The sequence below is a fragment of the Longimicrobium sp. genome, assembly GCF_036387355.1.
In the GTDB taxonomy this organism is placed as follows: Bacteria; Gemmatimonadota; Gemmatimonadetes; order Longimicrobiales; family Longimicrobiaceae; genus Longimicrobium.
Genome location: NZ_DASVTX010000259.1, coordinates 1 through 5,729 on the forward strand (window position 1 = coordinate 1; position 5,729 = coordinate 5,729).

Sequence of the window (5,729 nt, forward strand, 5' to 3'; positions counted from 1 at the left end):
ATCGCGCACGGGCACGATCGGCTTTTTTGAGTGCATGGACGACGCGGACGCGGCGGCGGCGCTGCTGGACGCGTGCGCCGGGTGGCTGCGCGGGCGGGGGATGGACCGGGTGATGGGTCCGTTCAACTTCAGCACCAACGACGAGTTCTCGTCGCCCGGCATTCTGGTGGAGGGCTTCGACACGCCGCCCACGGTGATGATGTCGCACAACCCGCCCTACTACGGCCGCCTGTTCGAGGCCGCGGGGTGGACCAAGGCCAAGGACCTGCTGGCGTACTGGATCCCCAGCCCCGCCATTCCGGAGCGCCTGACGTCGGGGATGGAGCGGCTGGCGCGGCGCATGGGCGCCACCCTGCGCTCCGTGCGCCTGAAGGACCTCAAGGCCGAGGTGGCGCGCATCCAGGAAGTGTACAACGCCGCGTGGTCGCGCAACTGGGGCTTCGTGCCCATGACGCAGGCGGAGTTCGAGCACCTGGCCAAGGAGCTCAAGCCGGTGGTGGACGCCGACCTGTGCCTGATCGCCGAAAAGGCGGACGGCGAGCCGATCGGCTTTCTGCTCTGCCTGCCGGACCTGAACCGCGCCTTCAAGCACATCCCCAACGGGCGGCTCTTTCCGTTCGGCGTCTTCAAGTTCCTGTGGCACCAGCGCCGCATCCGCACCCTGCGCGTGCTTACGCTGGGGATGAAGCCCGGGTACCAGCACTCCGGGCTGGGCGCCGCGCTGTACACCGAGGGGTTGCGGGTGGCGGCCAGCAAGGGCTACCAGGCCGGCGAGGCGTCGTGGATTCTGGAAGACAACCCGGAAATGTGCCTGGCGATGGACAAGCTGGGCGCCGCGCCGTACAAGCGCTACCGCGTCTTCGCCCGCCCGCTCTGACGCCTTTCGTCCGAGAATGAACGCCCTTCGCAGTGCCTTGCTGCGGAGGGTGTTTTTTCGTCCACGACGGGGGGGAATGTGCCGCACCGCATCTGGACGACGAGGAGAAAATGGCGCGGACGCCGCGGATCAGATCCTCCTCCTCCCGCCGCCCTTCGTGATCACCCGCGGAACCTGGCCCCATGCCCATCAATCCCACCGAATACCTGTCCGTCCTCGTGTCCATCGTCGTGGGGCTGGGGATTTCGCACCTGCTTTCCGGCGCGGGCAAGCTGGTGGTGGCGCGGCGCCGCGTGCGGATGTACGCGCCCACGCTGGTGGGCATCGTGCTCGTCTTTCTGGCGCACGTGCAGTTCTGGTGGGGCAACCTGGGGTACGGCAGCGAGGTAGAGAACAACTACTTCGCGTTCCTCCTCTTCCTGATGAACCCGGTGCTGCTGTACCTGCTCGCGGTGCTGGTGCTTCCGGACTTCGACACGCCGGGCGAGCTTTCGCTGCGTGACCACTACCGCGAGAACCGGGTGTGGTTCTACGGGCTCATTACCGCCCTTCCCGCGCTCAGCGCGCTGCGCAACATCCTGGTGCAGGGGTCACCCGCGATGACGCCGGAGCGGCCGTTCGAGCTCGCCTTTCTGCTGCTGGGGCTCAGCGCCATCGCGTTCACCGGGGAGCGCTGGCACCGCGTGCTGCCGTTTCTGTTCCTCGCCCTGTTCATCATCATGATGGCGCTCACCGGCCTGCGCCCGGGGTGAAGCGGCACAGCGCGGCAGAACGAAGCAGCGTTCTCCGGGGCAGGCGTCCCGCGGAATGGGTCGAGCCGCGGCGCGATCGCGTACAGGCCCGGGCTCCGAGTGCCCCGCTGTAGCTTGCGTCCATGATGCATCCGCGGTTATCTTGTTGGGACACCTCGAAACTGTGGAGGGGGCACGATGACACGCGTTGACCGGAAAGTGTACCGTGATCTGGTGACGCTGGCGGGCGACTCCTGGCTGGTACGCAACGCGCTGGCGGACATCAGCCGGCGAACGTGCCGGGCACCCGATCTCACGGAGGTCGTTGCATACATCCTGGAGCACAGGCCGTCAGACCAGCCGTCAGAAACGCTCTCGTAGGGCGGGCAGAAGTGCCCGCCCTTTCCTTTTCCGCCTGCCACGAGACTTTGAGGCCGATCCATGCTGCTGGCGTGGAGCACCGTGTCTGTACTCGTGCTGCTGCTTCCGGGCTTTCTGTTCCTGGGCACGATCTACGTGCCGGGAAGGTTCAGCCGCGAGGCCGCTCCGCTGACCCCGTTCGCGCAGGCGGCGATCGCGCTGCTGGTTTCTCTGGCCGTGCACGGGCTCATGCTTCTGCTCATTCCGGTCTGTCCCGCAGCCGGCGGAGTGTGCGTGGACATGCGCGCTGTCCTGGTTCTGCTGCAGGCACTTCCCAGCCGTGAGGCGAGCGCGGCCGAGCTGGGGCGGCTCGCTTCTCAATCGGTGCCGCGCGTGCTTGGCTATCTGGTTGCCACGAGCGTTGCCGGCGGCCTGCTGGGGCTGCTCTGGGGCTGGCTCTTCGCGCATACCGGCTTGCGGGTCGCTGCCCAGCACGGCTGGGTCGCGCGCCTGGCACAGCGGCCTCGGTCGTGGGCGTTCGCCTACGTGACATCCAAGGTGGTGGCTGAAGGAAAGATGCTGGTGTACCGCGGACGGCTCGAGGACTTCGGGATGATGGCGAACGGGCGTTTCGCGTACATCGTGCTTACCGACCCCAGCAGGGGCTACGTGGATCTTCGTGCGGATCCGCCGCTGGTGGTGGACGCCCGGCAACCGATGGGCGCTGACGGGTATGGCGTCGGTACTCCGGACGCGCTCCTCGAAAGCTACCTTGTGATCGAGGGCGAGGATGTGGAGAGCGCCGTGTTCGAGCGGTACGAGCTCAAGGTGTCGAGCGCGGGATTGGGAGAGCTCTCGGACGCGCTGCAGCGGATGGGAAAGCCGGGAGGAGCGGGCGCGGAGAACGGCCCGCTCCGCACGCTCCGCCTGCGGTGTACGCTCCCGTGGGCACCATGGCGCTACGTGGTCATCCGCTTCGGCACGGCGGCGCCTCGGCGCAGAGCCTGACGCACTGTGCCATGCATCTTCTCTTCGCGTGCAATGGCGCTCACCGGCCTGCGCCCGGGGTGATGGATTGCCATCGAAAAGAAAGGGGCGGCCCGCGCGGGCCGCCCCCTTCTTTTCATCCACCCATCCTGTGGACGGTCAGGCGCAGCCCGCGTTGGGGTTGCGCTGGCACTCCGAGGCCGGGTACGGCAGGAAGTCCGCCGTGGGCCGCTTGGGGGTGAACTCCCGCAGCCGGCGCACGTCTTCCAGCCGCAGCCCCTGCGCGTACAGCTCGTAGCGCCGCTCGTACAGAATCTGGGTGAGCACCTGGGCCTGGGTGGCCAGCTCCGCGTCCGTCAGCGGGCCGCTGAAGCACGCAGTCGGCTCGTCCACCGTGGAGGTGCACTGCGTACGCACCGCGTTGATGAGCGCGCGGGCGGGCGCCAGCTGGTTGAGGCGCGCGTACGCCTCGGCCTGGATCAGCCGCATCTCGTCGGGCAGGTACAGCGGGAACTCGTCGTTGCGCCCGCCGTAGCGGCGGAACGCGAACACCGAGTCGGGAACGCCGGCCACACCGGCCCCGCGGTTGGCCCAGTACGCCGGGCGCTTGTCACCGCCCAGCCGGGTCTCCGCCTCGGTGAAGAACGACTTGCGCGTGCCCACGTAGTTGAGCGAGAACCCGTAGTTGAAGATGGGGTTCACGCCCGGGTTGGGGTACGTGATCACCGACGGCACCGCCAGGTTCACCCGGGCCGCCGCGTCAATGGCCTGCTGGTACTGCCCGTCGAACAGGTAGTAGCGCGCCAGCATGGCGTTGATGGTATTGCGCAGGCTGATCCCCCGGATAGTGGAGGTACCGCCCGTGAGCCCGGCGGAGCTCAGGTTCACCGCGTTGTTGAAGGCGATGAGCTGCGCGTCCGTGAGCGTGCCCACCTCGGCGCGCGCCAGCTCCAGCATGGCGATGACCGAGTCACGCACTTGGTCGCGCGGCACCGGCGGGGCGCCCGCCGTGTCAAAGTTCACCGGCAGCTCCTGGTACTGCGTGGTCAGGTTGCCGATGGCCATCGCCTTGATGGTGCGCGCCAGGGCAGTGGTGCCCACCCGCAGCTCGGTGCCCAGCTGCACCCGCGGCGCGGCCTCGATGAGCAGGTCGGCCGTGCGCGCGATGCGGTACGCGGCGGCGAACGGGTCGCTCACCACGCCGTAGCCGGGGTCGATGTTGCCCACCACCAGCGAGCGGTCCGCCTCCAGTGCGATGGGGCGCGTGCCCCACTCGTCCGTGAGCAGCGCCGGGGCGCGCACGAAGATGTGCACGTTCTCGGCGTACTGCGCCTGCAGGCCGATGGCGGTGGTGAGCACCAGCTGGGGCGAGTTCAGCACCTCGTCCTCGCCCGGCGCGTTGGGGTCCGTAAGGTCGAGGTCGCAGGCGGCCGCGGATGCCGCGATGGCCGCCAGGGCGGCGCCGCGGGGCACCCACGTCCGCGCGCGGCGCGAAAGGGTCGCAAAGTTCATGGATCAGGCCCTCAGAAGTTGAAGTCCAGGCTCACCACGAGGGTGCGCGGAATGGGCGTGGTCGCGAAGTCCACCCCGCGCGCCACCGTGTTGGCCGAGAACAGGTTCACCTCCGGGTCCAGGCCGGAGTAGTCGGTCCAGGTGTACAGGTTGCGGGCGGCCACGCGGATCCCCACGTCCTGGCTGCCGAAGGCGCGCACCCACGGCGCCTCGAAGCGGTAGCCCAGCGCGATCTCGCGCAGCTTCACGAAGCTGCCGTCCTCCACGAACTCCTCAAACAGGTTGTTCCGCTCCGCGTTGCGCACGTAGGTGCCGCGGATGGTGTCGCCCAGCGTCTCGCGCCCCGCGTTGGGCGACGAGCCGAAGAAGTCGGAGCTGCGGCGGCTCAGGTTCATCACGTCGTTGCCGAACTGGCCGTCGAACAGCACGCCGATCTCCACGCCGCGCACCGTAAAGGTGTTCTGCAGCGACGCGGTGAAGTCCGGGTTGGGATCGCCGATGATGCCGCGCACGAAGGCCGAGTCGCCGGCCAGCGGGCACCCCTGCGGGCGCACGCAGGTGCGGAAGCGGCGCGGCACGCCGCCGGGGCCCGTGAGCAGCACGTTGCCGTTGGCGTCGCGCGGGTACACGGTGCCGTAGAAGACGCCGATGGGCTGCCCCTCGATGACCGCGTTGGGGTAGCCGCCGCCGGGAAAGAACAGCGTGTCGGAGCGCTGGTTGAGCCGCGTGACGTTGTTGCGGTTGGCCGCGTACAGGATCCGCGTGGTCCAGTTGAAGCCGGGGCGCTGGACGTTGAACGTGTTGACCGAAAGCTCCACGCCGCGGTTGGTGACCTCGCCGATGTTGCGGTACTGCGAGGCGAAGCCGCTGGTGGGCGCGAGCGGCACGTTCAGCACCAGGTCCGTGGTGCGCTTGTCGTACGCGGTGAACTCCAGCGACACGCGGTCGCCCAGAATGCCCGCATCAAAGCCCGCCTCGATCTCGCGCTGGCGCTCCGGCTGCAGGTCCGGGTTGGCCAGGATCACGTTGGGGCGAAGCCCGGCGCGCCCGCCAAAGTTCACGTTGGTGTACGTGACCTGGTTCAGGTACTCGCTCGGCGGCTGGCCGCCCGTCTGCCCGTACGCCGCGCGCAGGCGCAGCGAGCTCAGGGCGCGGCCCACGAAGCCGTTCTCGTACCCGGGCTGCTCGTCCACCACCCACGACCCGCTCACCCGGGGGAACAGCTGCCAGCGCTGGTCGGCGCCAAAGGCCGACGAGGCCTC

General features: G+C 68.6%; 6 protein-coding genes. 4 read left to right on the forward strand and 2 right to left on the reverse strand.

All coding sequences use genetic code 11. From position 1 onward, the window contains the following. The 4 genes from VF665_RS11195 to VF665_RS11210 all read left to right on the forward strand — a co-directional run. On the forward strand, positions 1-877 hold an 877-nt coding region (locus tag VF665_RS11195; protein WP_331053516.1), incomplete at its 5' end, for a GNAT family N-acetyltransferase. Positions 878-1,059: 182 nt separating this feature from the next. Continuing rightward, complete coding sequence (locus VF665_RS11200; RefSeq protein ID WP_331053517.1) at positions 1,060-1,629, forward strand: hypothetical protein; 570 nt, start codon at positions 1,060-1,062, stop codon at positions 1,627-1,629. A 177-nt stretch (positions 1,630-1,806) separates the two neighbouring features. Then, the gene (locus tag VF665_RS11205; protein ID WP_331053518.1) at positions 1,807-1,989 is read left to right on the forward strand and encodes a hypothetical protein; all 183 of its coding nucleotides are present in this window, start codon (positions 1,807-1,809) and stop codon (positions 1,987-1,989) included. A 60-nt stretch (positions 1,990-2,049) separates the two neighbouring features. Beyond that, entirely contained in the window at positions 2,050-2,976 is a 927-nt protein-coding gene (locus VF665_RS11210) for a hypothetical protein (protein ID WP_331053519.1), read from the forward strand. A 138-nt stretch (positions 2,977-3,114) separates the two neighbouring features. Here VF665_RS11210 and VF665_RS11215 read toward each other — a convergent pair whose 3' ends face one another. Next, positions 3,115-4,467, reverse strand: a complete 1,353-nt coding sequence (locus tag VF665_RS11215; protein WP_331053520.1) for a RagB/SusD family nutrient uptake outer membrane protein — start codon at positions 4,465-4,467, stop codon at positions 3,115-3,117. 11 nt (positions 4,468-4,478) lie between these two features. Then, on the reverse strand, positions 4,479-5,729 hold a 1,251-nt coding region (locus tag VF665_RS11220), incomplete at its 5' end, for a TonB-dependent receptor domain-containing protein (protein WP_331053521.1).